Genomic DNA, 26,100 nt, shown 5'->3' with positions numbered 1-26,100 from the left:
CATCGTCGGCGTGCCGGCATAGGCACGCATGCAAAGGTGCATGCTCACCTTCCCGAGAGATAGTTGCAAATGACGTCAGTGACTCCGCTCTGGCCGATGGCCGCCCGGCTCGCATCGCCTGATCTCGCAGAAGGCGCAGAACAGCTCAGCGACTTGATCGGCTGCATCTACGACACCGTCCTCGACTCGTCGTCCTGGACGAATGCGATCGAGCGCGCGATGCAATTCGTCGGCGGTGTCGGCGCCAGCCTCTATACCAAGAATGCCGCCATGCCGTCGGGGCATATTATTCACGTGGTCGGCATTTCCGCGGACTATCAAAGCTCCTATTTCGACAAATATGTTGCGCTCGATCCCACCACGACCGTGCAGTTCTTCGCGGAGCTCGATGAACCGATCGGGATCGAGGACATCCTGCCTTACGCGGAGTTCAGGGAAACCCGCTTCTACAAGGAATGGGTGCAGCCGCAGGGACTGGCGGATTGCATCAATTCGGTGCTCGACAAGTCCATCACCAATGTCGCCATGTTCGGCGTGTTCCGGCATGAGCGTGACGGCGTGGCCGATGAGCGCGCACGTCACCGTATGCGACTGATCGCGCCGCATATCCGCCGCGCGGTGATGATCGGACGCATGTTCGATCTGAAAGCCGCCGAGGCCGCGACGCTGGCGGATACGCTCGACGGGCTGAGCGTCGGCCTGTTCCTCGTCGATTCGGCTGCGCGCATCGTTCATGCCAACTTTGCCGGCCATGCCATGCTCGACACAGCGGACGTCCTGCGCGCCTCCTCCGGCCGACTCAGTGCTCGCGACAGCCAGGCCGATCGCGCCTTGCGGGAGGCCCTCGCCGTCGCCGGTGAAGGCGACAGCGCGCTCGGCACCCGCGGAATCGCCATGCCGCTCATCGGCAGCACTGGCGAACGATACGTCGCGCATCTCCTGCCGCTGACATCGGGAGCACGGCGACAGGCCGGTCTGGTCTATTCGGCCACGGCGGCCTTGTTCGTGCGCAAGGCGGATATCGACGCCACATCGCCGCCCGAACTCATCGGCAAGACATTCCAGCTCACACCGTCAGAGCTTCGCGTCCTGCTGGCGATCGTCCAGGTCGGCGGCGTGCCGGAGGTCGCTGCAGCGCTCGGCGTCGCCGAAACGACGATCAAGACGCATCTCAGCCGCCTGTTCTACAAAACCGGAACCCGGCGGCAGGCGGATCTGGTCAAGCTGTTCGCCGGCTATGCGACGCGCGTGATCGGGTAGACGCCAGATAATTTGCCGCGAGTATGTCGCATCTCGTCGCTCACCAGACGATGCGGAAGCCGCCAGTGCCCTTGTAGCTGCGGTTCGCCGCCGCGTCCTCAAGACTCGCGCTATAGGAGACCTCGCCGAACACGGCGTAGCGACCGTTGGCCCAGCTATAGGTGCCGCCGCCGCCGATGCTGCCCCACAGCCGGTCTTGCGCGCTGGCGAAGCCGGTGCCGGCGACATCGACACGGGTGCCGTCGAGGAACTCGTAGCGCAGGTTGCCGATGCCGTAGATATCCGAGCGCACGATGCCTGCGCCGTCGTTCCAGGTCTTCTGGTGGTTGAGCGCAAGGCCGACGCGGCCAAGCAGGCTGTCGCCGTCGCGCAGCGACACCGGCGCGCCGAACCGATCGGTGAAGCGATCGAACTCGGCCTTCGAATAGGACAGCTGCGCCTGCGGCGTCAGCGACCAGCCGTTGCCGACAAAGAACCGCTTGCCGGTTTCAGCGCTGAAGGCATAGCCCACCCCTTCGTTGCCGTGGGTCATGCTGCCGGCCAGCACCGAGGAGAGATCGCTGCGGTAGAACATCGATTGCGCCTGGCCGTCGACATAGAAGCCGTTGTCGCCGAACCATGTCAGCGTGCCGCCGACACCCGAACCTTCGACGCGGATCCGGCCATTGCCGAAGGCCGATGCGATATTGGCGGTTGTCAGGCCATATTGCCCGGTGAGACCGACGATCAGCCTTCCGCGCTCGTTCTCCATCAGCAGACCGTCGAGGCCCGCCTGCACTTTCAGCTGGTCGGCCTTATAGGTGGAGCCTGTCGTGGTCGAGGGCTGCAAATTGGATTGGCCGCCTTCGATGCGGCCCCAGAACGCCGTTGGCGTCGGCGACGCCTCGCCTGGCGCCAGTGCGACACCGGCGCGCGCCATGGCGTCGCTGCCGCCCCAATAGCGATTGCCGACGCGCTGCTGCATGGTCGGCAGTTCGTTCATGCCGAGTAGCACCTGCGCATAGTTTTCGTAAAGCGGAACGCCGGGCTGATAGAGCGGACCGGGAGGCGCCGAGACCGGCGGATTGATCAGGCTCGAACGCAGATACCAGTCGCCATCGGTCGGCGTGCTGACGCCGTTCTTCTGCAGCGTATAGGCATAGGCGCCGCCGACCACCGCCTGCTGGCCCTGGATCACATAATCGCCGAGCAGCGAGAACGCGCCGTTCGATGCGCCGCCGACATCGATGATCTTGATGCCTTCGACGGTTTGAGCGCCGCTGCCGCCGAGATTGATCACCCGCACATTGGTGCTGCCCGCGGTGTTGCCGGTGACGACAAGCCGATCGGTCGGCGAGGCATCGCCACCGAGCACGGATTCGATCTGCAGCGTTCCGCCGTTGCCGGTGTAGTTGCCGGCGACAGTGAGCGTTCCGATGGAATTGCCGGGCGCGACGATGCCTGCGTTCGACGTGTCGCAGACCGTGCCGGTGCCTTGCAGCGTGCCGCCGGCCAACACAGTCATGGCGCCGCAGACGCTGCCGTTGACGCTGAGCGTGCCGCCGCTCACCGTGGTGCCACCGGTATAGGTGTTGACACCGGAAAGGGTCTGCATGCCGCCGCTGAGCGTTAGTCCGCCGGTGCCGGAGATGACGCCGGAGAACAGATCGTTCGCATTCGTGATGGTCAGGTTCTTTGCGCCAAGCGTGACGGCGCCGCTTCCCGCCAGGCTCTGAATGTTTGTGCCCGCCGCAGTAATGGCCGAGATATTGAAGGTTCCGTCCGCAATGACTTTGCTCGAATTGGCAATGTCGCCGGCGCCCTGAAGGAAGAGCGTGCTGCCGGCCTGGACCCACGTCTGGCCGGAATAAAGGCTGTTCGCCAGCAAGTTGAAAACGCCGCCGCCCGTCACGATCAAGCCACCGGCGCCAGTGAACCCGGACGTCGCGTCGGTCCCCACATTGAAGCCGTTGGTATCGATGGTCAGTCCGCCCGCGAGAAGGTTCAGCTCGGTGCCGGAAAATGCGACGATGAAGGCAATGGGAGCGCTACTCTTGGCACGCAAAATGGCATTGTCGAAATTGACCTGCGAGGGGCCGACGCCGCTGCCGGTCAGGGTGCGGGTCTCCAGCGTGCCGCCGCTATTGATGTTGAGCGTGCCGGAAGACCCGGTGCCGCTGCCCACTCTAGTGCCGGAGGATGCTGATGCGGATACTTTCGCCCCGTTTTCAATGTTGAGCGTGCCATTTCCCGCAAAGCCAAGAACAAGTTGTCCGTTGGTAACCAGCCATTGCGATCCAGGCCCGGTGACAGTCACTATGCCGTTGCTTCCGCCCCCTTGTCCGAGCCGCACGTTGGCGCCGGTGCTGGTCAGCGTGCTGCCGTTCTGAATGGTCAGATTGCCCGTCACGCCGATCACACCGACGGAGATATTTCCGGTCGTTCCGGCCGCCGCGCCGCCGACACCGAGCACCGTCGGATTTGGCGACGTCGTGCCGATGTTGACGGCAACGCCGACGGGGACCGCGCCCCCCTGCCAGTTGCTCCCGACCATCCAGTCGTTGTTTGTGCTTCCGGTCCAGTTGACTTGAGCCGCGGCCGATCCGGCAGAGAGAACCGTGAGCGCCATCGCCGACGCGCTCGCCAGCAGCAGGCGAAGCAATCGCGTTCGGGCGCTGCTGGATCGAGATCGCCGGGTGCGATCTGGACTCTCGTGGCGCATGTCATCCGACTGTCGTCTAATCGTCGCAACCCCGATGCATTCGCGCATGAGCTATTCCAGTTTCGCCTGAGTCCACACCGTTCGAGGATGCAGACGTTTCGTGCAGTCCGCGAAGGACACTTGCGAAGCTAAATGAGCCGCAACAATCGGACAATAATCGAAGCGTGTTCACGCTGAACAAACGCGCGGCCTGTGCCGTTTGCGCAACGAAAGACGCTTAACAAAGTCTTTCGAGATCGAATCCGGTTGGCATATCGCAAGCTCGATCTATCAGTGCGTGCGCTGGTTCGATGTCTCTCGCGTCGGCACGTGGCAACGCACGCAACAGACGAATGTGAACGCGTATCGGTCGTTCGTAGGACGCTTGATATCACTGCTCCATCGATGATGAGCCACGACAAGCGCATCTCTCATTCGGATGGACCATCGATGGCATTACTCGAACGTCTGCTCTACGCCGCCGCGATCGCGTGCTTCGTGATCGTTCACTACATCGCCCTGCAACGAATCGATGCCGTCGCATCACATGCGACCCACACGCCATCCGTCACGCTGCAGGGGACCGATTGATCGCGATCATCCCCCACCCGTCCCCGGCGTCGGATAGCTCATGACGAAGTCGTTGCCGGGGATATCGGGAAAGCCGCGGACATTATCGACATTGCCGATACACCAGGAAGCTGTTCGGGGCCGGAGAGCGACCGACGAGGCCCTGATCGGCGTCGCCGCTCGCGCCTTGCCCCAGCGGTTCATGGAAGCGACGGTGTTATCGACGCTAGCTCCGGACGAGATCGCGGCCTTGTTGCTCGAGCCAGTCGCAGAACACGGCGATATGTGGATCGGTCCGTCGCGCTTCCGGCAGATAGGCGAAGTAGCTTCGCGCCGAGAGACTGATGTCCGGAAACGGCGTCATCAATCGCCCGGCCGCGAGATCATCGGCGACCAGTGCGGTCGGGCCCATCGCCACGCCGAGTCCGTCGATCGCCGCCTGTATGGTCAGATAGAAATGATCGAAGGTCAGGGATGCCTCGGGGCGAAGGGCGGGCTCTCCGGCCTCAGCCAGCCAGTCGCGCCACAGCCGCGCCATCGAGGAGACGTGAAGCAGCGTATGATGCGACAGATCGCGGATATCGGTCAGCGGCGCCCGATCCAGGATGGTCGGACTACACACTGGCAGCCGCCGCTCCCCGAACAGGAAACGCGAGGTGTAACCGGGAAAAGTGTCCGGGCCACCTCTGATCACGACATCGAACGGCTCTGCCAGAGCGTCGATCGTCTCGTTCGACGTGCTCAAGCGTACCTCGATGTCGGGATGCTCCGCACGAAAAGCGCCCATGCGTCGCAACAGCCATCGCAGACTGAAAGTTGCGAGAGCGTTCACATGCAGCACGATGGATGGCGCGTCATGCCGTCTGGTTCGATGCTGCTGCACGGCAGCCGAAATACGATCGAGCGCCGGTCCGAATTCGGTGAGCAGCGCTGCGCCGGCAGGCGTCAGCACGACCCGTCGGACCGAACGCCGAAACAGCGCCGGAGCACCCAGCCAGTCTTCCAGTAGCCGGATCTGCTGACTGACGGCGCCGTGGGTCACGCTGAGTTCAACGGCCGCCTCCTTCAGACTGCCGAGGCGGGCGGCGGCTTCGAAGGCGCGGACCGCATTCAGCGGCGGCAGACTACGGCGCGGGACAAAGGTGGACATGCTTGAGAATTTCTAACCCATGACCTGAGTATTACTGATTTGTGACAGCCTGAAGTCTAGTTCAGAGTGACTTTAGCAGCGCTTTGCACGCCAGACACCAGCTCTAGCGCACCAACCTTCAGATTTTCTGCGATTGCAGCGCGTGCGCCGGAAGACCCAAGAAACAGCACATGACCCACCACGAGACCACGACCACTAAGGCTCCTGCGAACCGGACACGCGCCGCACGAACGCTTGCGCTGACCGGGCTCAACCACGCTTTGCACGACGGCTTCACGGACGCGATCTATGTATTGCTGCCGATCTGGCAGACCGAGTTTGCGCTGAGCTATAGCGTCCTTGCGGTCTTTCGCGGTCTTTATTCCGGCACCATGGCATGTCTGCAGATTCCGGCAGGGCATCTGGCGGAGCGGATCGATGCCAGACTCATTCTCTGCTGCGGCACGGCGCTGTCGGCGTTGGGCTACGCTCTCGCGGGCATCTCCGGTGGCATCGTCGGACTGAGCTTTGCGCTCGCATTGGCAGGCGCAGGCTCGAGCACCCAACACCCTTTGGCGTCCGCCGCCGTTTCACGGGCTTATGGGCGTGCTGCGCGCAGGCCGCTCGGCATCTACAATTTCACAGGCGATCTCGGAAAGGCGGCCATCCCGGCGCTGATGTCTCTGCTGCTTGTCACCATCGCCTGGCGCCATGCCGTATTTGCGCTCGCTATCGCCGGCATCGCCGTGTCTGTCGCCATGGCGATGTGGATGCCGGCCGTGGGCATGGGGCATGCAGCAGATGCGAAGGAACGATCCAGCAAGACCGGTCGAAGTCGGGGCGGATTCTATTGGCTCCTGGCGATCGGAATGCTCGATAGCGCCGTCAGAATGGGCTTTCTCACCTTTCTGCCATTTCTCCTGATTGAAAAAGGAGCCTCGCTTCCCACCAGCGGTTTCGCTCTGGCACTTCTCTTCATCGGTGGGGCCGCCGGCAAGTTCGCTTGCGGCTGGCTTGGCGACAGGATCGGCACCCGGCGCACCGTTCTCTTCACCGAAGCTGCCACTGCGCTGCTGATCCTCGGCGTTCTGGTGCTGCCGCTCATCCCGGTTATCGTCGTTCTGCCGGCGCTGGGTGTGATGCTCAACGGCACGTCATCGGTGCTGTATGGAACGGTCCCCGAAATAACTCCAGCCGATCGCACGGAGCGTGCATTCGCTTTGTTTTATACCGGCACCATCGGCGCGGGCGCCAGTGCCCCGGTTCTCTATGGCTTTCTGGGCGACGCGTTCGGACCTGCAATGGCAACGGCCGCGACCGCAATGACGGCGCTGGCGATCTGCCCGTTCATGATCGCACTCTCAAGGCATCTGAGCGATGACGTCGAAATCAATTTGGCATCGCACTCACCCGGACAGCCCTAGATTATTACTTCACCATCACATGAAGGTTCGTTAGATGGATACAGTCTCGCAGACGCCGCTCATTCTGGTAACGGGTGGAAGTCGTGGCGTAGGCGCCGCGACTGCGCGGCTTGCTGCCACGCAAGGTTACGATGTGGCGATCAGCTTCGTCTCCAACGAGTCTGCCGCCCTTTCGGTGGCGGCTGATGTCGAAGCTGCAGGGCGCCGGGCTTTGACGGTCCGCGCCGATAGTGCGGAGCCAGAGCAGGTCGCCCAGCTATTCGCCGCGATCGACCGAAAGTTCGGCCGGATCGACGTGCTGGTCAACAACGCCGCGATGCTCGCGCGGCAGTCCCGGCTGGAGGATCTCGGATTCGAGCGGATGCAGCGCATCTTCGCGGTAAACGCGATCGGTCCTATCCTTTGCGCACAGCAAGCCGCGAAGCGGATGTCGTATCGCCACAACGGGCGGGGCGGTTCCGTGATCAACATCTCGTCGGCTTCGGCCCGGCTCGGCAGCCCTGGCGAATATGTCGACTACGCTGCGTCGAAGGGTGCCGTCGAGACATTCACGACCGGCTTCGCCAAGGAAGTCGCGCGGGATGGCATACGCGTCAACTGCATTCGCCCCGGGCACATCTACACTGACATGCATGCCAGCGGCGGAGAACCCGGACGGGTGGATCGCGTCAAAGACTCGATCCCGATGGGCAGAGGCGGTCAGCCTGAAGAGGTTGCGCGGGCGATCCTGTGGCTGGCAAGCGCCGACGCTTCCTTCGTCACCGGCACATTCCTCGATGTCACTGGCGGCAAGTGAGCAACAGGTTGTGGCGCCGCGCCTTCCAGCAGCGCCTTCCTGATCGAAACCTAAGCTTCCTCCGCGATGACTGCAGGCGACATGTGCGGTGAGCTCCCGCATATCGGCCACTCGCTCACCCGCTCATCCCACCCCTACCCGGCGTTGGACAAACGGATCGCCGCCATAGCCTCCGACGCAATTATGAAACAACCGGAGCCCTGCTGTACGCCGACTGAGGCCCATCGGGTCGGGTTGCAATCGTCCGCCCATTATCAGGAACTATGTCGCGAACTCAATTCAGGGTAGTCGGTGGACGTCCGCTTTGGTGCGCATTCCGGAATCAAGTCGGACATTACGGCACTTCCGAAAAGTGCCAAGACCGGAAGTCGTCACCTCACCACGCATACCGCACCACGCCCTTGCCGGCGTAGCTCTTGGTGAGCTGAGAGAACTCGCCTTCGAAGGTGCTGGCGACGGACCAGCCGCTCAGCCATTTCTTTTCGACGGAGGCGGTGACGAGTGCAGAGTCGCTGGCCTGCGCGGCGCCGCCAACGACAAAGGATGCACCCGGCAGCGTCTGGAACGTCGCACCGATATTGCGGCCGGGGTTGAAACCATGCGCCCATGCCAGGCGCCCCCGCAGCGTGACGATTCCGTCCGGCATCGCATATGATTTGTCGCTGCGCAGGCCGAGTTCGCTGCGCGTATCGGTGACACTCCTTGATGCGTAGGCCAGCGCAAAGGTGTTGACGCCGGTGACCGCCTGCTCGGCATAGGCCGGCAGATCGAAGGTGGTGAACTGTCCTGCTGCGTAGGGCGTGATGCCGATGCCGATGCCGCCCATCCACGGGCTGACAAAGCGATAGCCGCCTTCGACGCGACCCGAGAAGGCATTGGCGTTGAACTGCGCGCGCAACTGATCGATACCGGCCACCGTCACGGTGCGGTTGGTGGTGATGTCCTGCCAGCCATAGGCCAGCGCGCCGGAGAGATACGCCGCACCCGCATTGTGCCGGATGAAGGCGCCGGCCTGGAACATATCGGATCGGCCAGAGCCGCCATTGACGGTGCTGAAGGTCGTACCACCGCCCGCCAGCGCAAAGCCTGCCAGCGTATTCGGCGAGATACGGTAGTCGGCGCCGACCGCGATGCCTGCGATGCGGCTGGTCGTGTTGTTGGAGCCGAGTGTCGTGTTGCCGTTCGTGGTCTGCGAGCCGCCATAGCCTGCCGCCCACACGCTCCAGTGCTGCGCGAACGGATCGGCCATAACGGGCGCCTTGGTGAACATCGCATAGGCGTCGCGCGCTGTGGCGGAGCGCGGCTTGTCTGGCGAGGCATATGCCGATGTGCCCACGGACGATCCCGCTGAAACCGGATCGCCGCGACCGTCGATAAAGGGATCAGTCATCACGCCCATGAACTGGTTCATCGCACTGAAGGTCGTCTGCTGCGAGCCGGTGGCGGTCTCACCCGATACCTGTGACAGCGCGGATGAGAGATTGCTGCCGGTGAGACCAAACAGCGCGACAAAGGCTGGCGGCAGCGCGCCGCCATTGTTGAAGAAGTTGTTGAGCGTGGATGCGACGGTCTGCGGATTGCCCGGCAGCGAGTTGCCGGCGCCGAGCGACGCCAAGAGGTTTAACACCACGTCGGTCGACGTGTAGCTCAGGCCGACGTTGAAGGCGGGCATGCTGCCGCTCACGCCGCTGAAGGTGGTGCCGCCGAGGCCGCCGGCCGCCGACAGGATGGTGTAGCTCTTGCTGACATAGCTGCCCGGCTGGAAGACCGCCTGCACGATGCCGCCGGTCAGGCTCGCGATGCCCGTGACATTGGCGCGATCGGCGGCCGATGGCGAGACCTCGACGCGGTAGAGGCCGCCGGCGCCGAACGCCAGATTGCCCCCGACCGTCAGCGTGCCGATCGAATTGCCGGGCGCGAGCACGCCGCCGCCGTTGATGGTAACACCGCCGACGGTGCCGTTGCCGCCGAGCGTGCCGCCATTGTTCACCGTCACCGCCGAACTGGCGATGGAGCCATTGACCGCCAGCGTGCCGCCATTGACCGTGGTGGCCCCGCTATAGGTGTTGGTCGTGGTCAGGATCGTGGTGCCGTTCTCCACCGTCACCGCCCCCGCGCCGGAGATAATCGGGGCGAAGTTGTAGTTCGAGGCGGTGTGGTTGAAGACGATGCGGCCGGTGCCTGCCCCGAACGCGACCGAGGGTACGGTCAGCGTGCCGGGCGCGGCTGCGGCCAGACCGGAGGCGGCGCCGATATTGAGCGTGCCGGTCGAGCCGGCCAAAGCGGCGATCTGCATGCCCGAAGCCGTCGAGACGGTGCCGCCATTGGCGATCGTCAGTGTGCCGGTGCCGGAATTGCCAACAAAGAGCGTGCCGGAATTGGTCCAGGACGACCCGGCGCCATCAACCGTCACGGTGCCGGTCGAGCCGGCATTGACGCCGATCCAGCCGATGACGTTGCTCACCGCGCCGCCGTTCTCGATCGTCAGCGTGCCGGCGCGGGAATTGCCGACCGAGAGGTTGCCGGAATTGGTCCAGGACGACCCGGCGCCGTTAACCGTCGTGGTGCCGGTGTTGATATAACTGGTGTAGGTGTTCGCCTTGCCGCCGTTCTGGATCGTCAGCGTGCCGGTGCCGAAAGAGCCGACAACGAGGCCGGAATTGGTGAAGGACGACCCGGCGCCATCCACCGTTACGGTGCCGGTCGAGCCGGGAGTACCGGTTGCAATGACATCGCCCGGCAGAAGCGTCATAAAGCGGCTCACATAGCTGACGATTTCGGCGCAGTTGAAGATCATCGTGCGTGTATTACCCGTCTGCATGCGACGGTCATTCACGTCGAGCCAAAGATCGAGCGCCTGCGCGTCGCCAACCTCATCTTTGGTGACCAGCCACGGGCCGATGGGACCAAAGGTATCGCACCCCTTACCTTTGTCCCAGGTACCGCCACGCTCCATCTGGTATTCGCGCTCGCTGACATCATTCACGACGCAGTATCCGGCGACGTGGGACAGTGCATTCTCGACTGCGACATAAGTCGCCTTAGTACCAATGACGATGCCGAGTTCGACCTCCCAATCAGATTTCTGGGAGGACTGCGGCAGCATTACATCGTCATTCGGTCCGGAAAGCCAGGTGATCGCCTTCTGAAAGACGATCGGCTCCGACGGGATCGGAAGATTGGCCTCGGCGGCATGGTCCGAATAGTTCAGGCCAATCGCCACGAACTTCCCGATTCCAGAAATCGGCACGCCTAAACGTTGGTGCCCCGTCACGGCGGGCAAGTTTGAGGGGGAGACTTCGGAGATCGCCTTCAGTGATGCCGGGGACAAAGTATCGGGACCGATGTCCTTTACGACCGATGACAGGTCGCGAAGCACACCGTCATCACCGACAAGGCCAGGCTTTTCCGCGCCCGGCTGTCCAAATCTTACGAGTTTCATGTGGTTCTCTTCTGTTATTCGATCAGGCGAAGCGTGCGCCTACAGATCCGAGGCCGCTGATAGTGGCTTCGAAGACGTCCCCCGACTTGGCTGGGACCATCGGTCCAAGCGCCCCGGAAAGGACGATGTCACCGGCGCGCAGCGGGCGCCCGCGCTTGCCCAGTTCCGCGGCGAGCCACGCCACCGCGTTGAGCGGATTATCGAGGCAAGCAGCGCCCTTTCCTTCCGATGCGACCTCGCCGTTGCGCGTCATCTTCATCGTCACCTCGCGGAGATCGAGATCCCCGAGCGGCCGCTTGTCCTGTCCCAAGACGAACAGCGCCGACGAGGCATTGTCCGCGATCGTATCGTAGATCGAGATCTCCCAATTCCGGATGCGGCTGCCGACGATTTCGAGCGCAGGCATGACAAACGCTGTCGCCTCGGCGATGTCCGCAGCCGTTGGATGAGCGGAGACGATATCCCGCGCCATCTCGAAGGCGACTTCAGCCTCGATCTTCGGTTGAAGGACGCGCCCCTTGGCGACTGGCTTATCGCTTTGGACCTGCATGTCCCCGAATAGGATGCCAAAATCCGGCTGATCGACGCCCAACTGCTTCTGGACCGCGGGCGAAGTCAGTCCGATCTTGCAACCGACGATCCGTCTTCCCTCCGCTAGCCAGTGGGATGTGTTTGCCTCCTGGATGGCGTAAGCGTTATCGATTTCCTGAAAGATCAACTGGGTCCTGATCGGCGGGATCGGGTTTCCGGAATAGGCTTCACGGATCGCCTTCGCGATCCCGTCGAGGTTTTCTGCAACGTTTGCCATATCAACCTTGCCCCTTCAGGAATTCGATGTGGATGCGGTTGAAGAGATCGGCGTCCTCGAATTGAGGCCAGTGGCCGCACTCGTTCATGACGACATACTGGGCGCCGGGGATCATATCCGCGATCTGCTTGCCCTCTTCCGGCGTCGCGGTGGGATCATGCGAGGTCCAGACCACCAAGGTCAGAGCCTTGATCGACTTGTACTGATCGGCGGTGATCATGTTGGGCCTGCGGATTTCCATCTCCTGCAGGCACATGATGCGCTTCATGGTCTCGGAGAATCCGGGCTGGGAATAAATCGCCCGACGCGTCTCGATGAGATCGTCTGAAACCATGCTCTTGTCGCACATCAAGAACTCAAGGCGCGTCTTGATACGCTCCCAGCTCGGATCTGATGCAGCCTCGTTGGAAAGTGTCTTCAAACGCTCCATGACGTGCGGATGCGCGGTCCAGCCCCCTGCGGTGTTCAGCACGAGCTTTTCGACGACCTGCGGATGGTGAACGGCAAGATAGGTCGAGACCCAGCCGCCAAGGGATTCGCCGGTCAGCATCGCGCGGTCCCGGCCGAGGCTCTTCAGGACAGCCAGGATGTGTTCGGCGTAATCCTTGACCTGATAATTGATCGGCGGCTGATCGGTCCAACCATGACCGAGCATATCGATGGCGACGAACCAGAAGTCGGCGTTGGCGTGCGGACCGAAGTTGCGCGAATACGCCTCCGCATGGCCGCCAACGCCGTGGAGCGCGAGGACCAGCGGCTTGGACGGATCGCCGGACTCCATGCACCGGGTTCGGATGCCGCCTGCGTCGATGAAGTGCTGTTTGAAGGAGACGCCCTTCAGATCGGCCCAGACGCTAGAGAAGTTGTTCGGTCGTGTATTGCTCATAGGATTATCCGGTTGTCTTCGAGAGGTTAGGCAAACATCGGGGCGTCCGTCTGCTCGCGATATGGAGGAGCTTCGTCAGCTTCGACATTGTTGAAGTCATTGCGAGCCAGGACCTTGCGCAGCGCGTTCGAGAGCATGTCGTGTGCGTCGCTTTCATCGCTCACGGCTTCCGATTGGCGCCACGCAACGACGCCGTCCGGCCTCACAAGCACAGCACCGGCCTCGTCGATCTCTCTAATACGCTGCCATTCGCAGTAGAGATCCTGCTGGTCGGACGTTCCGATAACCACCACCCGGAGGAAGGGTAGATGCATCTTCTCGACCGCCTTCTTCCAGTTCTCACCCGCAAGCCCGGTCACGACCGTGAAAGATCCCTTCCCGGTGACGTCCAACGTCGATTTACGTTTGCCGTCGGCGCCGACGATCCAAGCATGCGGGATCTTGGCACCCGGTCGCGTCGTCGCTTGATTGTAGAGACCTCGATCTCTACGCCATACCTCGGGCTCGGCATTGGCATCCGGAAGGACAGCGCCGCTCTCGTAGCGCTGGTTCATCTCGGTACCCTGCGCGTTGAATTCCGTCTGTTTGAGATCTAGTGCATCCTGAACTGCGCGACGGGCCGCGACGCCATCCGGGCCCGGGTTCTGGAAACGCGCGATGCCTGCAGCCACAGGATTCTCAGCTTCTGGAACGCGGAAGCACGCATTCAGCGGCGCATAGTCCATGCGAGACTGGTTGGCGCGCTTTACGATCTGCTCTCCGACCGGAGCGCGTTCTGCCGAATAGCTTTGCAGCAGCTCAGGCCCGGCGTACCCCTTAATGACGTATGCAAGCTTCCAAGCGAGGTTATGCCCGTCCTGAACGCAGGTGTTCATCCCGAGGCCGCTCGACGGCGGATGGCGATGTACCGCATCGCCGCCGCACAGTACCCTGCCCTTCGAGTATTCTGTCGCGTATGCCTGGTTGACGTACCAGAGCGATGTCCGAACGATATCGATGTCGATCTTCGGATCACCGATCAAAATGCGGATTTTCGATATGATCGTTTCCGGCGACAGATCCGGCTCGCCCTTGTTGATGTCGAAGCCCCAACCCGCGATCCAACGCGTCCACGGACGAACGGCACGCAATAGGCCCATCCCGATCTCACCGAAACTGGCATCCGGCGTCACGATCCAGTTGAGGATGCTTGGTCGATGGGCGCTGTACTTCGACAAGTCGGCATCGAAGATCGTATAGACCGTGCCAGCGCGCGCCATTTGCCCGGTGATAGGAAGATCGAGGTGCTCGGCCACAGATGATCGTGCGCCATCCGCTCCGACCATGTATTTCGCCCGGATCGTGTATTCGCGCCCATCGAGACGATCCCGCATCCGAGCGGTAACGCCGGTATCGTCCTGCTCATGGCCGAGATATTCGGTATTGAAGGCGAAGTTCGCGCCTCGCTCCGCCGCTTTCTGAAGCAGGATTGGTTCGAGCAAAGGTTGGATAATATCGACCATGCCGCAAGGGCTGGCCCTGAGATAATCGCCCTTGCGATCGTCGCCTGTCCCCCAGGTGCGCATCCGGATCAGCTCCGGACCCGCCAAGCTGGTTGCAAAGGTGGTGTCTCCCATCACATCCCAGTGGCTCGCAAAGCGAGCGATCTCGTCATCGATGCCGAGATCACGAAACACTTCGTTTGCGCGCTGGTTGGTAATGTGTGCCCGCGGACTATCCGCGAGCCACGCAGAACGCGACACCATGTGCGCGCGCACGCCGTAAGTGGCGAGCCCGAGAGCCGTGGTGGCACCCATAGGACCTGAACCTATGATCAACACGTCCGTGTTGAAATCCGCACTCATTGGAGACCTCCTTCGATTTTTATTGATTTGCGGAGACACCCGTCAGTGGGCGGCCGTCTCCGATCCGCGCGCGGCGATCATCGCCATGCCAGCGATCCAACCGGGGATCGCCTCGTAGAACTCACGCTCGACCTTGTACTCGCCGGCAGCGGACAAGGCGCCAAATGCCGCGATCCAGGAAAGCACTTCGTTGGCTCCGCGCCCCGCCGCCTTGCGAACCTCGTCCGTGTCCAGCTTGTCGGCGGATGAGAAATCACCCGAGCGAAGGATGCGCATGAATTCTGCGTCCCACTCCGGATTGAGCGGTGCGCACGGGCCCTTCCCCGCCTCAGCGAGTACACCCGCTTCAAAGACCCGGTCCTCACGGGCCTTCTGAGCCTCAGGGGTTTGATGGCGGTTGTTGATCAACCTCTCACGGACTTCGGGCGTAGCGGTGCGGATGTCCGGAAGCGGAGGATCATGCGACAACCCGCCGGAAGCTGCGAACAGCACGCGTTTGCCGGATTGTGCGGCAAACCGGCCGACGGCTTCGCCGAGCATGCGTGTGCGGCGATACGTCGGGAGCGGAGGAGCCGCGCCGTTCACGAAGATCGGCAAAAGAGGAATGGAGCGGAAATTGCCGAACATTGCCTCCCACATCTGAACGAAGCCGTGATCGACAGGCATCCGATACGAGAGCGCAACGTCGAAATCCGCGGCGCGGAGGTGATCGACGAGTTCAAGGGCGGTGTCTTCCGGAACAGGAAGCGGACCAAGGCCGCCCCCCCAATCTCCGAGGGACTCCGCTCCCGCACCAACACAGAATGCTGGCATAAGGTCGTAGAAGAACCCGTTGAAGTGATCCGGCGCGAACTGGATGATGTAGTCCGGATTGTAATCGCGGAGCCACGCCCCGAGATCCGCGAAGGCGTCCTTGACGCGCTGCTCGGTCTCGGTGGTCGCCGGACCGCGATACATCAACGGTGTGTGCGAAGCGCAAACAACAGCCAAAGACATTAATTATCTCCTTGCATTGAAGTTCTCATCGGCCGCTTGCTCACTTTTGAACGAGCGGGCACTCGCTCTCGGCGAGCGGGCGTGCCAGGGACTCACCCGGCAAGGTCTGAAGGACGTTGTAGAGATCCCACTCGCCCGTCGGTTCGCCGGGCTTCTTGACCTGCAGCAGGTACATGTCGTGGATCATCTTGCGATCGGCGCGGATGTATCCGTCCTTGGCGAAGAAGTCGTTCACCTTCTGGGATTCCATCTGCTTCATGACGGTGCCCGCGTCGTCTGTACCCGTTGCCTTCACGGCCTTCAGATAGTGAACGACGGAAGAATAGACGCCCGCATGGAAGCCGCTCGGCATAATCTTCGCTTTTTCGAAGAACCGCTTTGCCCACGCGCGCGTCTCATCGTTGCGATCCCAATAAAACGGTGCGACTTCGTACGCGCCCTGAGCAGTCTTTACGCCGATGCCCTTCATGTCCTGGACCGTGGACTGCAGCGGAACGATCTTGGCGCTTGAGTTGAGCCCGAACTCCTCGGCCTGCTTCATGGCAGTTTCGGTATCGCCGCTCGCGGATGCAATGGCGATGACGTCCGCCTTCGTGCTTTGAGCGCGGAGCAGCACGGAAGAGAAATCCGAATTGCGCGACGGGAACACCGAGTTGCCAAGGACTTCGCCGCCGTTCTTCTTCACCTGCTCGATCGTATCGCGGGTGAGCGCGTGACCGTAGGCCTGATCAACTGTGAGGAAGTACCACTTCTTGCCACCTGCGGCGGAAATCGCCTTGGCGGCGCCCTGCGCGAGACCATAGGTATCGACGGTCCATTGTACCGACAGCGGTGAGCAGGCCTTTCCGGAGAAGTCAGACGACGTGGATCCCGAAAGCAGCATGATCTTGCTCTTCTGCTTCGACAGGTTCTGCACGGCAAAGCCGATCGGCGAACCTTGCATATCCGCAACGGCATCGACGCCATCCACGTCAAACCAGCGACCTGCGATCGCCATTCCAGCATCCGGCTTGCCCTGATGGTCGGCCGACACGACTTCGACCTTGAGACCGTCAGCAGCATCCTCAGCCGCCATCTGTGCGGCGACCACGGATCCCATCCCGTTGGAGCTCGCGGCCGGTCCGCTGAGGTCGGTGAGGACACCGATTTTTACAGTTCCGTTGCTAATGCCGCCCGCCTTCTCAGCCGACTGCGCCCACGCCGAGGTCGTCAGAGCCGTGGAAACTAGAAGGGTGGATGCGAGTGCAAAATTGCGAATGAACATGGTCTCCTCCAATTATTTTTTTATGTTTGTCCGCATTGACGGATGACGGCCTAAACTGCCATCTCTATTGTCAAAATGTTCATCTGGTGAACAGGAGGCGGCGATGCACCCCAATGTCCGAGCCCTCTCGAGGGGGCTGGCGATCCTGTCCGAACTGAATGTCGGAGGACCAAGTTCGGCCCAGACCCTCGCGCGCAAGACAGGGATCAACAGAACGACGGCCTATCGCCTGCTGCACACCATGATCGACGACGGCTTTGTGACCTTTGCCGAACCCAGCGGAGAGTTCAGTTCGACGCCACAAGTCCGCCAACTGAGCGATGGTTTGTCGGCGCGCGACACCATGAGCCAGGCGGCGCTTCCCGCGATGTTTGCGTTGATGAAGGAGGTTTCGTGGCCGAGCGACTTCGCGGTATTCGATTCCGGCTCCATGATTATCCGCGAGACCACGCACCCGTACAGTCCGTTCTCTGTTCATCGCGCGATGATCGGCCGACGTCGGCCCTTCCTGAGAAGCTCGCTGGGGCGTGCGATCCTGGCTGCCGCCCGTCCAAAGGTGCGTAGAACCATGCTGGAAATCACCGCCGCTTCCGGAAACGCCGATGCCGCACTCGCCGAGGATCAAGCAGCCATCGACGGGCTCCTCGATCAGTTCAATCGTGACGGCTTTGCTTGGTCCGTCGGCGAAACAGAAAAGAACATCAGCGCGATCGCATTGCCGATCGTCGGATCGAGCGGCGTCATCGGCAGCATGAACATCATTTTCTTCAGCACCACGATGACGCCTCAGAAGGCCGCGGGACGCTATCTGCGAAATCTGCAAAAGGCAGTCGCCTCCGTGGAGACCGAACTGAAACGTCCGATCAAGCGTTGAAATCTTGCTGCAATCTATAGTTCCAGACACGAAGCTCTGCACACCAACTGACGACTGTCCGCGCTCCAGATGCATCCAATCCGTGTTGCACCGCGGGCGTTCCGGCGTTGACGTAGTAGACCCGGCTTCGGGCAGCAAATCCTTGGGAAAGAACATCACGGTGCCCGCCGAGGCTTCGTGGCTCACCAAGCCCCGCTGCAAAAAGTGGCCCGACGACCTAGGCAGGTGGTCGTCCACGTGGTCCGTTCTTCCAGACGAGTCGCATTCATACGGAATGTCCGGACTTGGTCTACAAGCGCCCGAAGAAACGCGGAAAAAAGCTAGATGTCCGCCCGAATTCGTCGCGCAGCACCTTGATGGCCCACAGCGCTTCGCGTCTCGCCAGGCCCAAAGCTTCCCGCATACCGTCGGCCTCTGCAATCCGCACCAGCGACGACACCGGTACGCCTGCCCGACGCCACAGGTCGTTCAGGCCCGGAACCGGTTTTAAGAAGCGTCTCAACAAAATTTTTTTGGTGCAAGCACCAAGCTCCCCTTCGGCATTGGTTCGCCATGTAGTCCTTTTGTGTTCCAGGGAGTCCTTTTGTGTTCTAGGGAGTCCTTTGCGTGTTGCCTAACCGTTCTTCCTTTTCATGTTTTCGATCTGATACTTACGAACAGCTTTGCCCGTTGACGTTCTGCTCGCACTTTCGATAGTACACCTGTTCACGTCGATCCATCACGGCCCGACTGATTGGACCGCCGAAAAACGAGCTTGGACTTCTGCCGTATGACAACGCTAATCTCGCCCGATACAAATCGCATCTCCGCAATGGGCTTTCCGTCGATCGCGCATGTTCCCGTCATCTTTGCAACGTCGGGACAATACCTACGAGTCGAGAACCGCTATCTGCGCGAACGAGCGACGGGTGATTGGTATCCAGACAATGGCAGTCCGTATCCAAGCAAACTCACTCTTATCAAAACTGCTTATTCCCTTCTCAATTTCATCGAATGGAGCGACGTTCGCGGATTCACCTTTGAGACCACTACATACGATAATGTGCTGCAGTATCAGCGCGAACAATTGAACGGGACGTGGTCTACGTACGAACGGCCGCTGGCTGCGGCGACAGCAAATCAGCGTGCGGACGAGGTGACGCACTTTCTCACTTGGGCCGCGTTCCGCGGCTTGAGAGAACCATTTGATGTAAAGCGCTTTTACGCTCGTCGACGCTTCAGCGGGGACACCGGACCCCCGCGAATGGTCCGTGCCGGGCGCGCAAAGCAGAGGAACACGGCGCAAACATCATCCAACTTTGTCCTCCCAACCATTCCGGAAGTTCGCACTTGGTTGTCGTTGTTGAGGGAAACAAAGGGAACTGCAAAGTACCTCGCATGCCGCTGCATCATTGAGGTCGGTCTACGAAGGCACGAAGTTGAGGCTCTAACCGTGTCTCAATGGCCCACCAGATCGAACATCCGCGACGCTATTGAGAGGCACCAGACGAACGTATCGCTGGAACTCCATGTGACCAAAGGCGGCTATTCGCGAACAGTCGAGGTACCAATGCAACTGGCGATCTCAATCCGTCAGTGGATCGACGAGAAGCGCCCCACGTACGAATATCGCCTTCTTAAAAAACGCCGATGGAAGACGGCGATCCAGCTCTTCCTTAGCGACCATCAAACGGCACATGGCAACCCAATTAGCGCCATGACGATCTACCGTGCCTTCACCGAAGTGAAGCCGGGGCCGAGAGTATGGACACCGCACAAGGGGCGCCACGTTTTCGCATGCTTCTTCATACTCAACGCGCTTGAACTTGAGGCGCGTCCGCACGGTGGAATCAGCGTTATGGGCGCGGATTGGGCAATGCACCGCGGGCAGTTTTGGCTCACAATGCTGAGGGACCAACTCGGCCACAAGACCATGACGACCGTCATGACTTATCTCCGCTGGCTGATCACATCCTGCGGCATCGCTGACCTAATGACTGCCTACCACAGCCTCCTCAATGACGACGCAGCGTGAGATCTATGGATTCCCCCTACTATATTGTCATCGTCGGGCCACACCGCCAAGCTCCTTACAAGATCGATCTCGGCGAATTCGCGGTGGCCGACTACTACGCAAAGCATGGCATCAAGGACAAACGCAAGTCCATCGGCACGCCATTCGCGCCTCGGCCCGAACTTGCACGCGAACTCGCGGCTGTTCTGAAATTGGATCCACCCATGCGGACCAACTCGGAAAGTTTGCTGTCAGCGATGAGATTGTTCTTCCGCTTTCTTGACGACAAGGCCTCCAATTTACGGTGCTCAAACGACGTGACAAGTGCTGACGGAATCGCATTCCGTGAATGGCTTCGATTGCGAGGATCACATCACGTCTCGTACAATCGAACTAAAACGCTTCTGAACAGGATGAGAGCGCTATCGGGTTCGACGGAACTCTTCTGGCCCTCGCGACGCCGTACCATCGTTGTCGATGAGGAACCATTGGGCAAGCGCGAGGTCGTGAAATTAAGTCACGCCCTGCGACACCACGCCCGATCGGTGAAACGGATGTTAAAAGAAGGACAACAGCTTGCAGAGCAAGGGACCGATCCGCGGTTCACTTCAGGCGCGGATACGCTCTCTAAGAAAGAAACGCGGGCTTGGCTTGTCCGCGACCTACTTCGTGCCGGTCTTCCAAATCGAGACACATTGATCGCAGCGGGCGCGCGCCAAATCTTTGGCCAACCCGGCGCCGAGTACATCGGTCCTGGCGTGGACGCTTCGATGTCATCCGGATTGATGGGGCATTTACGGTGGTTCGCTCCGGGTCGCTCCGATACCACGATTTTCATGGCTCTTTTTCTACTCGCCACCGGTTGGAACGTCGCAACCGCTACGGCGATCGACGTCTCGTCAAGCGAAAGATGGCTCCAACCGCACCCGTTATCTGATGATTTTGTCGTCATCCGCAGCTTCAAGCATCGTGCCGGCCAATACCAATTCACCATTTCACAAACCCGTGCCGAATGGCACCCATTTCGACTCCTCCAGTATGTGATCGATATAACCGCGCCGCTCCGTCGAGAAGTGTTGGTCCAACTCGCCGCAGCAAGAACGAACCATGCCGCCACTCCGAGCATCGAACTTGCCGCGGAAGTTGATCGACTGGAAAAGCTGTCCCGAACACCATGGTTGTTTCTCTCGACAAAACCCGGTGGAATTTCCGGCCATTTCGAAGGCTGTAAAGCCAGGTATATGACCGAGATGGTTCGACACGTCGTCGAAACAAGTCGTCTAGCACAGGAGTATCCACGCCTTCGGGAGTTCACAGCCTCCGACGCGCGCGACTCATGGATCGGTCACGCATTCGTCCAAAGCGGGTATCAGTTCATTATAGCACTTCTGGCGGCACAGCATATCTCACCCACATCGCTCCAGCATTACATTGGATTTGGGCGCTATCGCGCCCATAGCGAAAAAAAGGCCAGAGAATTCTATCACGTGCTGTTCTCTGAGATTGAGGCGCGAAGGCCAATTGATCCAACGCGCCTTCGATTGCTTGTGCGTAACGGCGCGATCACGCCTGAGCAAGAAGCACGGTTGTCCGACTATCGAATGCGGACACGTCTCGGGATGGGTTGTCTCGATCCTCAATCGCCGGACCGTCACGTTGCCCCCGGACACCCTGAAGGGGCCATTTGCCGCGTACAACGCTGCATTGGATGTAGCAAAGGCATCGTTTTCCAAGACAGCATGCCACCACTTGCGAAAGCTTTGGCAGAGCTTCGGCACCTCCGCCGGCTCATTCCGATCACCGCTTGGGAAGGTTCATTCGCGGATGAGCACGAGGCTTTGGAGCAAACACTCGAGGGATTCGACTCAGCTGCGGTAGAGGTGGAGGTGGATTTCTGGACCGACAAACTCCGATCAGGCGAGATTCAAGCACATGGAACGTACCCAGACTATTAAACATAAGGTCTACCCTAACGATTACATTAGTCGCGACCAATGGCGCGATGCTTCAATTGCGGATTTGACCAAAGACGATGGACTCGCCTCACGTCCATGGGCTGAGCTACGACGTTTCGAGATACTTCCCAATTGCCGTCTTGATGCATCGACGTGGCGAATACCTACGTCATGGATGCCCGCGGGCAACAAGAGAGCCATTTCCTCGGTAACGATAGTGCCCTCGCGCGCTGGCATCGACGCAAACTGTAAGCTGGCAGCCGTACGTGACGAAAGTATACGGCGAGCAATGCTCGCCCTCCTACTTCCCCGCCGTTATCGCGGCGGAATCTACGCGCCAGCTTATTCGACTTGGTCGGACCAATGCCGCCAACTTCTAACAATGGCCGCCTGGCAAATGGAGCACTCACCATCTGACGACGGGAGTATCTTTAACGCATTCACCTTTGACAACTTGAACAATAGGATGTTTGTTCAGAAGGGCTATAGGTCAATTACCAGGAAAGCATTTGTAAAAACTTTAGACATTCTGATTGATGCCGGGTTGCGCGGCGTGATTTCAGATTGGCCCCGCTTTTATCGGTGCGCCGACAAGAGCGCCGGATCGCCATCGATCGAGAGATCTCGACTGGGAGAACAAGCCCACTCGATGGAACAGCCTGCGCTCAATAAATCGAATCGGAATTTCTCAGACACCTTTGTCACGGAGTTCGTTGAGCGCGCGCGCTGGCTTCAAGACAATCTCGCTGATCAGATCATCGATTGTTGGAAGAAGGATCAAGCGATACGACGCAAATTCGCCAAAGCAGGAAAGGCTGGGAAAGATCACGATGTCGTCGTCGCACGTAGGAAATGCATTCAAAAGTATGACTGGCGCGACTGCTCTGGACGCCCGCTAACTCAACTGACCTTCCTCCAGTACTCGACCGATCACCAGGATCCTTCAACGGCGATGTCATGGCCTCCAGATTCGGCTCGTGGCCTTCGTGAGATGATAAGCACATTGCAGGGATTCAATTTGGGCATTGTCGCCCTTTGCACGGGCGCACGGAGTAGCGAACTTCTAGCGGCGGAGGACATGCCACTTGGCCTTCAAGATGGCCGATATGCTTCAACCACCTTCAAGATGGTCGATGAAACTGGTGGCAAGCTGCGAGATTGGCCGCTGCACGCGATTGCTGTCCGCGCTTTGCACATTCAGCACCAAATCGCGGCGCTGTTTCGGCCCAAGCGAAGCAAAGCACTCTGGGTACCAGTATTCGAAGATCGCGTCCAAGATGTCCATCACGGCACGAAGCAATTCGCTCGTGCTGTCAACCTGCTGGGCCTCGGTAAGCACTTAGATGATCGTAACGCCCATTTACATCGATGGCGTCACACAGTTGCCCGCTTGATCGCGCTCGCGGTGGTTAGTGCACCGCAGGTACTATTGGATTTGTTCGGTCATCGTGATTTTGGGATGACACTGCAATACATACTGTCCGCGCCGAGGATAGCAGAAGAAGCGATAAGGATCGCAAGAGAAGAGACGTATGTGATGGCAGAGAACGCCATCACTGAGACTTTGATGGGAGAAACAAGCGGAGGAGCGTCGGAAAAGCTCCGCGTAAACCTTCCAAAAGCCATGCGGCACGGAAAAGATCTTTTCGACACCTCGTCGCTCAGAGAAACTGCAGAAGTCCTCACGTTCCGTGGAGCACATTTTAATCTGGTGAGACCCGGTGTGATTTGCACAAAAGGTAGGGGAGAATTTGGTCCCTGCACGGCAGGTAGAGGCGCTCCTGATCCAGGCGCATGTCGGACCTCATGTGACAAGCGTCTCGAGCTGGCAATATCGAAGAAGCAATGCGAGGAAACGCTCCTGTTTTTACGGTTGGAACGGCTTTCCGCTGTTTCTGAAGGTCTTGAGATGCTGGTTGAAAACATCAACGGCCAGATGGTTTCTGAACTTCGGCGCTGGGATGATGTCCGGAAGCGATTGACGGCAACTTATAACGACATTCGCACATTATGGGACGAAGAACAGAGATGCCCCGCAAAGTTCTGACCGTTCAGGAGAACCGCGACCGTATCGTTCGCGTGGGGACTGAAGTTGGGGCGGCGAGATTCAACGTCAGCCGAAAACTGTTTCTTCAGGCAATGCGAGATATTGAGGCCGACATTGAAAGAAATGGCGGAATATACCCTTATGCGAACGGTAGGGTCTCCGTCGCTGAGGTAGTGCGCCGAGCAGGCAAATCTAATGCTTACCTTCGGAGGAATGGTTCAGAGCAGCTACTCAATTTGCGGCAAGAAGTGGCGGTCTGGGTCATTCGGGTAAACAGCGCCATCGTTAACGGCGCATCAGTGGTCCGAAAGATGATCACGGTGAGAGTCCGCGAGGCTAAAGACGAGCTCGCCAACGTTAGACAAGCCTATGCGGAAGCCGAGCTTGTATTGAGCGAGACGCTCGCCGAGCTGCAAACTTGTCATCAGGAAATCAAAGAATTGAGAGCTGCGAACGCTTCCTTAATTGAAGCGCAGTCGAACGGAACTATCATTTCTCTGAATGTTAATCGGGACTGATCCCGCTCCGCCTGCTCCGAACGTCGATCACCGGATGGTCTTTCCCGCGCGCCACTCTGCCAAGAAGCGCTGCTCAACATAACAATTTCAGGTTGCTTTCAGGTGCGTTGCCGGGGCGGCAGTTGCGGCCGAGCGATCTTTCGCTTCAAACCAATCATGATGGGACAGTTTGTACCTCCGCGGTCCGCACTATCGGACAAGCGCGTTTTAACCAGCGCTCCCCTTTTTAGATGGTCCACACTAGGTGCGAACGCTTTAGAATAATGAAAACAGGATGTCGTGAAAGGCTGTCATGAGACTCTTCCTTCACCCTCCCCTGGAGGGGGAGGGTCGACGATCAGCGCGCGAAGCGCGATGAGAGACGGGGTGGGGTAAAGCCACAAGTACCGTCGATGAACAGTCACCCCACCCCGTCACGCTACGCACGTGACGACCCTCCCCTCCAGGGGAGGGTAAGCAGATCGCACGCTATCCATCACAGACTGCGCTGTCCGCGCGCCACTGCCCGCGCGATCTGGCCGGTCACGTAGTTCTCCGAACGACGGAAGCCGTCGAGATCCGGCGTCGCAATCTGCACATGGATGGTGTTGCCACCGCCCTGCGTGGCGACGCCGAGGCTGCCATCCGCGGCGCGTTGCAATGGCATGATCGCTTCCGGCCCGGACTCGCCGGCCAGACCGGTGCCGCCGCCGGGCATCGGGAAATAGCTGGGCGTGCCGATCACGCCGCCCGACGCGAACGCCTTCACCGGACTGCTGACACCAGCCTTGTCCGCGCCGCCGAACAGGCTCGAGACCAGCGAGGAAATACTCGATGACATCGCGCCCGCGCCGGCCTGCAGCGCCGATTTCGCCGCCAGGTCCGACATTTTCAGCGCCAGCGATTTCAGCACGTCGTCGAACTTCTGGCCCGACGCGACCGAACTCGAAAAGGCCTGGGTCATCACTTTCGAGAACGTCGTCGCGGCGGATGTCAGGCCGGCGGTCTTCACCGTCATACCGTCGAGCGTGCCGGACGCCGCGGAGAGGTCACTGGTGTCACTCATGGAGAAGCTCCCCGGAATCCGGAAACTGTTTCATCAGGTCATTGAGCGCGCCGCGATCCATCGGCGTGGATACAGGGCCGCGCACCGCCGCGATGGCATGCGCCAGTTCACGCGGCGTCATCCGCCAGAACGCATCGGGCGACAGCCGCAGCACGCCGAAGCCGAACTGCATCGCCTCGGCCCATGGAAATGGCGCGGGCGCTGTCATCGCGCGGCCTGCGGCGCATCGGTGAAGGTCGCTGATATCAGTTCGGCGGCGATGCCGACAAAGCCTGCGGCCCCGCCCGGCACGGTCATGGCCGCGACCTCGTTATCGCTGATGGCCTCACCTGCCCCGCGCAATCCGGCGCCGATGATGCGGATGAGATCGCGCGCCGACATCCGCCCGGAGCCGAAACGTTCGGCGAGTGCCGCGAGATCGTCGACGCCGAATGCGCTTTCGAGCTCCGCCAGCGCGCCGAGCGTCAGCACCAGCGTGCGACTGCGGCCACCGAGTTCGGCGGCGATCTCGCCGCGCAGTCTGTTGGGCATGGTGATCTCCGTTCTTACCCTCCCCTGAAGGGGAAGGG

General features: G+C 60.2%; 20 protein-coding genes. 9 read left to right on the top strand and 11 right to left on the bottom strand.

What is annotated here, in order from left to right; genetic code table 11:
• Window positions 1–69: 69 nt before the first annotated feature.
• Entirely contained in the window at window positions 70–1,260 is a 1,191-nt protein-coding gene (locus CHC01_RS24970) for a helix-turn-helix transcriptional regulator (protein ID WP_244558513.1), read from the top strand.
• Window positions 1,261–1,300: 40 nt separating this feature from the next.
• On the opposite strand, the gene CHC01_RS24965 is transcribed toward CHC01_RS24970, so the two are convergent.
• Window positions 1,301–3,793, bottom strand: a complete 2,493-nt coding sequence (locus CHC01_RS24965) for an autotransporter outer membrane beta-barrel domain-containing protein (RefSeq protein ID WP_089267302.1) — start codon at window positions 3,791–3,793, stop codon at window positions 1,301–1,303.
• Window positions 3,794–4,390: 597 nt separating this feature from the next.
• Between CHC01_RS24965 and CHC01_RS32750 the strand changes: the two genes are divergently transcribed.
• Window positions 4,391–4,531, top strand: a complete 141-nt coding sequence (locus CHC01_RS32750; protein ID WP_176454705.1) for a hypothetical protein — start codon at window positions 4,391–4,393, stop codon at window positions 4,529–4,531.
• A gap of 205 nt (window positions 4,532–4,736) precedes the next feature.
• Here the strand turns inward: CHC01_RS32750 and CHC01_RS24955 are convergent, their stop codons facing one another.
• Complete coding sequence (locus CHC01_RS24955) at window positions 4,737–5,660, bottom strand: LysR substrate-binding domain-containing protein (RefSeq protein WP_089267069.1); 924 nt, start codon at window positions 5,658–5,660, stop codon at window positions 4,737–4,739.
• 170 nt (window positions 5,661–5,830) lie between these two features.
• Between CHC01_RS24955 and CHC01_RS24950 the strand changes: the two genes are divergently transcribed.
• Both CHC01_RS24950 and CHC01_RS24945 read left to right on the top strand, forming a co-directional pair.
• On the top strand, window positions 5,831–7,063 hold the full coding sequence (locus tag CHC01_RS24950; protein ID WP_089267068.1) for an MFS transporter: 1,233 nt from the start codon (window positions 5,831–5,833) through the stop codon (window positions 7,061–7,063).
• Between the two features lie 34 nt (window positions 7,064–7,097).
• Window positions 7,098–7,859, top strand: a complete 762-nt coding sequence (locus CHC01_RS24945; protein WP_089267067.1) for an SDR family oxidoreductase — start codon at window positions 7,098–7,100, stop codon at window positions 7,857–7,859.
• Between the two features lie 376 nt (window positions 7,860–8,235).
• Here CHC01_RS24945 and CHC01_RS24940 read toward each other — a convergent pair whose 3' ends face one another.
• Genes CHC01_RS24940 through CHC01_RS24905 form a run of 6 tightly spaced genes read right to left on the bottom strand, consistent with a single transcriptional unit; the run spans window position 8,236 to window position 17,099 of the window.
• Window positions 8,236–11,301 carry a fumarylacetoacetate hydrolase family protein gene (locus CHC01_RS24940; protein WP_502695683.1) on the bottom strand — a complete coding sequence of 1,022 codons (3,066 nt, stop codon included), beginning with the start codon at window positions 11,299–11,301 and terminating at the stop codon, window positions 8,236–8,238.
• A 22-nt stretch (window positions 11,302–11,323) separates the two neighbouring features.
• Complete coding sequence (locus CHC01_RS24925) at window positions 11,324–12,109, bottom strand: 2-keto-4-pentenoate hydratase (protein ID WP_089267066.1); 786 nt, start codon at window positions 12,107–12,109, stop codon at window positions 11,324–11,326.
• A gap of 1 nt (window position 12,110) precedes the next feature.
• Window positions 12,111–12,995 (bottom strand): alpha/beta fold hydrolase, encoded by an 885-nt coding sequence (locus CHC01_RS24920; protein WP_089267065.1) that lies wholly within the window; start codon window positions 12,993–12,995, stop codon window positions 12,111–12,113.
• Window positions 12,996–13,021: 26 nt separating this feature from the next.
• Window positions 13,022–14,878 (bottom strand): FAD-dependent monooxygenase, encoded by a 1,857-nt coding sequence (locus CHC01_RS24915; protein WP_244558511.1) that lies wholly within the window; start codon window positions 14,876–14,878, stop codon window positions 13,022–13,024.
• A 3-nt stretch (window positions 14,879–14,881) separates the two neighbouring features.
• Entirely contained in the window at window positions 14,882–15,835 is a 954-nt protein-coding gene (locus tag CHC01_RS24910) for a 3-carboxyethylcatechol 2,3-dioxygenase (RefSeq protein ID WP_089267063.1), read from the bottom strand.
• A gap of 40 nt (window positions 15,836–15,875) precedes the next feature.
• On the bottom strand, window positions 15,876–17,099 hold the full coding sequence (locus CHC01_RS24905) for an ABC transporter substrate-binding protein (RefSeq protein ID WP_089267062.1): 1,224 nt from the start codon (window positions 17,097–17,099) through the stop codon (window positions 15,876–15,878).
• A gap of 103 nt (window positions 17,100–17,202) precedes the next feature.
• Between CHC01_RS24905 and CHC01_RS24900 the strand changes: the two genes are divergently transcribed.
• The 5 genes from CHC01_RS24900 (at window position 17,203) to CHC01_RS24875 (ending at window position 24,486) form a co-directional block, all read left to right on the top strand.
• A complete protein-coding gene (locus CHC01_RS24900) occupies window positions 17,203–17,973 on the top strand; it encodes an IclR family transcriptional regulator domain-containing protein (RefSeq protein ID WP_089267061.1) in 771 nt (256 codons plus the stop codon).
• Between the two features lie 769 nt (window positions 17,974–18,742).
• A complete protein-coding gene (locus CHC01_RS24890; protein ID WP_089267059.1) occupies window positions 18,743–19,987 on the top strand; it encodes a site-specific integrase in 1,245 nt (414 codons plus the stop codon).
• 5 nt (window positions 19,988–19,992) lie between these two features.
• A complete protein-coding gene (locus tag CHC01_RS24885; RefSeq protein WP_089267058.1) occupies window positions 19,993–21,921 on the top strand; it encodes a hypothetical protein in 1,929 nt (642 codons plus the stop codon).
• A 382-nt stretch (window positions 21,922–22,303) separates the two neighbouring features.
• Window positions 22,304–23,968 carry a hypothetical protein gene (locus CHC01_RS24880; protein WP_089267057.1) on the top strand — a complete coding sequence of 555 codons (1,665 nt, stop codon included), beginning with the start codon at window positions 22,304–22,306 and terminating at the stop codon, window positions 23,966–23,968.
• A complete protein-coding gene (locus tag CHC01_RS24875; RefSeq protein WP_089267056.1) occupies window positions 23,950–24,486 on the top strand; it encodes a hypothetical protein in 537 nt (178 codons plus the stop codon). The genes CHC01_RS24880 and CHC01_RS24875 overlap by 19 nt, the downstream gene beginning before the upstream one ends.
• A 475-nt stretch (window positions 24,487–24,961) precedes the next feature.
• Here the strand turns inward: CHC01_RS24875 and CHC01_RS24870 are convergent, their stop codons facing one another.
• Genes CHC01_RS24870 through CHC01_RS24860 form a run of 3 tightly spaced genes read right to left on the bottom strand, consistent with a single transcriptional unit; the run spans window position 24,962 to window position 26,062 of the window.
• A complete protein-coding gene (locus tag CHC01_RS24870) occupies window positions 24,962–25,531 on the bottom strand; it encodes a phage tail tape measure protein (protein ID WP_089267055.1) in 570 nt (189 codons plus the stop codon).
• Entirely contained in the window at window positions 25,524–25,739 is a 216-nt protein-coding gene (locus CHC01_RS24865; protein WP_089267054.1) for a rcc01693 family protein, read from the bottom strand. Before CHC01_RS24865 ends, CHC01_RS24870 begins: the two co-directional genes overlap by 8 nt.
• A complete protein-coding gene (locus CHC01_RS24860; RefSeq protein WP_089267053.1) occupies window positions 25,736–26,062 on the bottom strand; it encodes a gene transfer agent family protein in 327 nt (108 codons plus the stop codon). Before CHC01_RS24860 ends, CHC01_RS24865 begins: the two co-directional genes overlap by 4 nt.
• Window positions 26,063–26,100 lie beyond the last annotated feature (38 nt).

It is taken from the genome of Tardiphaga sp. OK246 (genome assembly GCF_900188215.1).
In the GTDB taxonomy this organism is placed as follows: Bacteria; Pseudomonadota; Alphaproteobacteria; order Rhizobiales; family Xanthobacteraceae; genus Tardiphaga; species Tardiphaga robiniae.
The sequence above is the reverse complement of the archived record's forward strand: the minus strand, read 5'-3'. Positions and strand labels throughout refer to the sequence as shown.

Excerpts from the sequence above, each read along its gene's own strand:
- CHC01_RS24945 (WP_089267067.1), top strand. The coding sequence starts at position 7,098 with ATGGATACAGTCTCGCAGACGCCGCTCATTCTGGTAACGGGTGGAAGT.
- CHC01_RS24955 (WP_089267069.1), bottom strand. The coding sequence starts at position 5,660 with ATGTCCACCTTTGTCCCGCGCCGTAGTCTGCCGCCGCTGAATGCGGTC.
- CHC01_RS24900 (WP_089267061.1), top strand. The coding sequence starts at position 17,203 with ATGCACCCCAATGTCCGAGCCCTCTCGAGGGGGCTGGCGATCCTGTCC.
- CHC01_RS24940 (WP_502695683.1), bottom strand. The coding sequence starts at position 11,301 with ATGAAACTCGTAAGATTTGGACAGCCGGGCGCGGAAAAGCCTGGCCTT.
- CHC01_RS24885 (WP_089267058.1), top strand. The coding sequence starts at position 19,993 with ATGGATTCCCCCTACTATATTGTCATCGTCGGGCCACACCGCCAAGCT.
- CHC01_RS24965 (WP_089267302.1), bottom strand. The coding sequence starts at position 3,793 with ATGGTCGGGAGCAACTGGCAGGGGGGCGCGGTCCCCGTCGGCGTTGCC.
- CHC01_RS24870 (WP_089267055.1), bottom strand. The coding sequence starts at position 25,531 with ATGAGTGACACCAGTGACCTCTCCGCGGCGTCCGGCACGCTCGACGGT.
- CHC01_RS24920 (WP_089267065.1), bottom strand. The coding sequence starts at position 12,995 with ATGAGCAATACACGACCGAACAACTTCTCTAGCGTCTGGGCCGATCTG.
- CHC01_RS24925 (WP_089267066.1), bottom strand. The coding sequence starts at position 12,109 with ATGGCAAACGTTGCAGAAAACCTCGACGGGATCGCGAAGGCGATCCGT.
- CHC01_RS24875 (WP_089267056.1), top strand. The coding sequence starts at position 23,950 with ATGCCCCGCAAAGTTCTGACCGTTCAGGAGAACCGCGACCGTATCGTT.
- CHC01_RS32750 (WP_176454705.1), top strand. The coding sequence starts at position 4,391 with ATGGCATTACTCGAACGTCTGCTCTACGCCGCCGCGATCGCGTGCTTC.
- CHC01_RS24970 (WP_244558513.1), top strand. The coding sequence starts at position 70 with ATGACGTCAGTGACTCCGCTCTGGCCGATGGCCGCCCGGCTCGCATCG.
- CHC01_RS24910 (WP_089267063.1), bottom strand. The coding sequence starts at position 15,835 with ATGTCTTTGGCTGTTGTTTGCGCTTCGCACACACCGTTGATGTATCGC.
- CHC01_RS24860 (WP_089267053.1), bottom strand. The coding sequence starts at position 26,062 with ATGCCCAACAGACTGCGCGGCGAGATCGCCGCCGAACTCGGTGGCCGC.
- CHC01_RS24890 (WP_089267059.1), top strand. The coding sequence starts at position 18,743 with ATGACAACGCTAATCTCGCCCGATACAAATCGCATCTCCGCAATGGGC.
- CHC01_RS24865 (WP_089267054.1), bottom strand. The coding sequence starts at position 25,739 with ATGACAGCGCCCGCGCCATTTCCATGGGCCGAGGCGATGCAGTTCGGC.
- CHC01_RS24950 (WP_089267068.1), top strand. The coding sequence starts at position 5,831 with ATGACCCACCACGAGACCACGACCACTAAGGCTCCTGCGAACCGGACA.
- CHC01_RS24905 (WP_089267062.1), bottom strand. The coding sequence starts at position 17,099 with ATGTTCATTCGCAATTTTGCACTCGCATCCACCCTTCTAGTTTCCACG.
- CHC01_RS24880 (WP_089267057.1), top strand. The coding sequence starts at position 22,304 with ATGGCCGCCTGGCAAATGGAGCACTCACCATCTGACGACGGGAGTATC.